The organism is Pseudomonas sp. NFPP24 (genome assembly GCF_900112095.1).
GTDB classification, from domain to species: domain Bacteria; phylum Pseudomonadota; class Gammaproteobacteria; order Pseudomonadales; family Pseudomonadaceae; genus Aquipseudomonas; species Aquipseudomonas extremorientalis.
In genome coordinates this window covers 1-2368 of sequence record NZ_FOKD01000028.1, presented here as the reverse complement: position 1 = coordinate 2368, position 2368 = coordinate 1, and the positions used below count along the sequence as shown (strand labels likewise).

At 45.8% G+C, this 2368-nt stretch carries 3 protein-coding genes and 1 pseudogene; 2 read left to right on the top strand and 2 right to left on the bottom strand.

What is annotated here, in order from left to right; translation table 11 throughout:
- Positions 1 to 96, top strand: a pseudogene (locus BM026_RS29110) (IS5/IS1182 family transposase); the annotation flags it as partial.
- A 61-nt stretch (positions 97 to 157) separates the two neighbouring features.
- Here BM026_RS29110 and BM026_RS29105 read toward each other — a convergent pair.
- Complete coding sequence (locus tag BM026_RS29105; RefSeq protein ID WP_139217597.1) at positions 158 to 577, bottom strand: hypothetical protein; 420 nt, start codon at positions 575 to 577, stop codon at positions 158 to 160.
- Positions 578 to 1492: 915 nt separating this feature from the next.
- Positions 1493 to 1906 (bottom strand): hypothetical protein, encoded by a 414-nt coding sequence (locus BM026_RS29100; RefSeq protein ID WP_139217596.1) that lies wholly within the window; start codon positions 1904 to 1906, stop codon positions 1493 to 1495.
- Between the two features lie 218 nt (positions 1907 to 2124).
- Here BM026_RS29100 and BM026_RS28785 point away from each other — a divergent pair.
- Positions 2125 to 2368 (top strand): transposase (locus tag BM026_RS28785; RefSeq protein WP_139217595.1); only part of this gene is annotated, 244 nt, incomplete at its 3' end.

Sequence of the window (2368 nt, the reverse complement as noted above, 5' to 3'; positions counted from 1 at the left end):
ACACGCTTCGACAAGCTCGCGAAAAGCTATGCCGCAATGGTCTCACAGGCTTGTTCCATACGGTGTTTGCGACATCTCTTTTCGTACAGAGCCTAACAAGGCTGATTGATAGCTCCGGTCCAGTAGTTGGTCCGGAGCATACTTTTTATTGTCTTGCTCAGGGTTTTATGAAAGTAACGCCGAAGTACAAGGACAGAAGAAAGATGTGAGGGCTCCCCGGTGTACCGGAAGCACAGGACATCTCAAATACTTGGTCTAGCATTTTTCTCGCATCAGTAAATGGTATTTGAAATTTAGTGTTTTGAGCGACTGTGTTCGTTCCTGGCACAAGATCTACAGAGATAGTCGCATAAGGCGTTACGCTCGGCGTTGTTGTGGGTGTTTTGTCTATATAAATTTCTATAACATCCCCTGCTCGAGAGCTAGCATGGTTTGGAATGAGGAAGTCAATAGGTGTACTATTTATAATGTCTGCAACAGGATTGGCGGTGAAAAAGGGTGGAGACTGAAACTGTTTTGGATTGACTAGGCGCGGAGCTTGCCCAACGGCAAAGGGGCGTTGAGGGAGAGTGGTCATGATATAAAACCTCGAATGTATAATTTTATTTTTACGTTAAAATTATCAGTTGAGTGGGGGGGGCTGATTTTAGGGAGAGGTTTGCTTGGTTTGATGTCTGTAAGGTTTTCCTGTTTTTAGAGCTGACTCTTGGTCTCGTTAGGCTGATTTTTATTAATTATCTAGTTTATTAGTTTTAACCAAACTCTGGTTCGACTGGCAACAGTCAGGTTGCTACGATCATAGGTTATGTTGGATCGATAGTTTTGCCGAAGATTATATATGTCGATTGTCGATGGCCCTGTTGTGGTGACGTAAAGTGATGGTGATCCATCAGCTAGTTGAATGGGTGTTTGAATGATTGGTTCTTCTGATGCTATATAGATAATGGCATCTACGTCGTAAATCGTTAGGTTGTGAATCTTACTGTCTACGGTTTCGAAGTATATTTCTCTGGTTGTTGGGTCCGACCAAATGTCAGTTGCCATGAAGGTTTCCTGTGCTGTTCTTATCTCTAGGAGGTCTCCTGGGTCAGGTGATAGATACGTGGTAGGTCGAATGGATGCAAATGCCATGATGAACTCGCTTTTCAGTTTAAATGTTGGGAGGGCTAGCCTCCCAATGTTTAACTTGTAACTTGATATTAATCTGATGACGTAGTTAGGAATAAAGCTTGAGTGGGTCGTAATGGAGAGGGGGTAGTGAAATCAACTGAAACTAAGACTGTTATATCTTTCAGCGAAAAAGCCCTGGGCCTTCCCGCCGTCTGCGGGCCAGTAACTACAATGGCCTTGGCTTTGCTATCTAAGCCAACTATGTTCACTCCTTCCCAGAGTATTCCCTGAGATATGAAGCTGATTGGGTCGTTGACTTCAAGGGCAAGACTTGGAATGGGGCCGCATTGAGTTTGCATATCTTGATCCTCCAAAAGATAGATTAGTGTTGATCGGTGATGGCAATGAGGGGGACCGAGAGATCAATTTTTCTCTCCCAGATGTTAAAGCCTGAACCAGGTGCGTTGATATAGGGGTTTTGGTAGAAGTTGTTTTCATGCACTGTGATAGTTGAGTAGGGAGCATTGATGTAAACACGATTGGTTTTGGTATCGATTGTAGTGACGGTGTTGGTGTTCTCTTCAGTTACCTCAATCGTAGAGTTCTCCATGTTGACAGATCTTAAATAGCACCGGCGTGGGAGCTTTCCGATCAAGCCAGCGAGTAATAAAGATCCGAGAGGTACGAAGGTTATTCCAGGTGTAGGTGGAGGAGGGGTTACAGTTGGTGGAACTGTAGGGTAGATGGCTGGTCCATTATTGTAAATTGTTGAACCTGGAGCGAAGATAGTTGCCATATTTAGAACTCCTGTGTTGATTGAGGCTTTATTTTGATACGCGGGAAATAGATTTGGTACTGTCAAGGTTGACAGTTATTTATAACTTTTTGCGATGGGTGGAGATTTTTAATGCGAGGTCTCTAGGCTCTGTACGAAATCCCGAGAAACCCAATCGGCGCCCTTTGGAAGCTGAAATTCAGTAGGGTTCCCGGCCATCTACGGAAAGGAATTCTGTGATGGCAAAGCGTTACGAACTCTCGGATGAGGCCTGGACTGTGTTCGCCGATCTCTTCACTGAAACCCATGGTCGGGGGCGGCCCCGCCTGAGCGACCGGCTGATGCTCGATGGCGTGCTCTGGATACTCTGTTCGGGCGCTGCGTGGCGAGATATGCCGGAACGCTTCGGCCCATGGTCAACGGTGTATCAACGGTTCCGGGGTTGGCGAAACCAGGGCACCTTCGATCAGATGCTCAAACGCT

Coding starts and splice junctions, on each gene's coding strand:
- BM026_RS29105 (WP_139217597.1), bottom strand. CDS start 577: ATGACCACTCTCCCTCAACGCCCCTTTGCCGTTGGGCAAGCTCCGCGC.
- BM026_RS29100 (WP_139217596.1), bottom strand. CDS start 1,906: ATGGCAACTATCTTCGCTCCAGGTTCAACAATTTACAATAATGGACCA.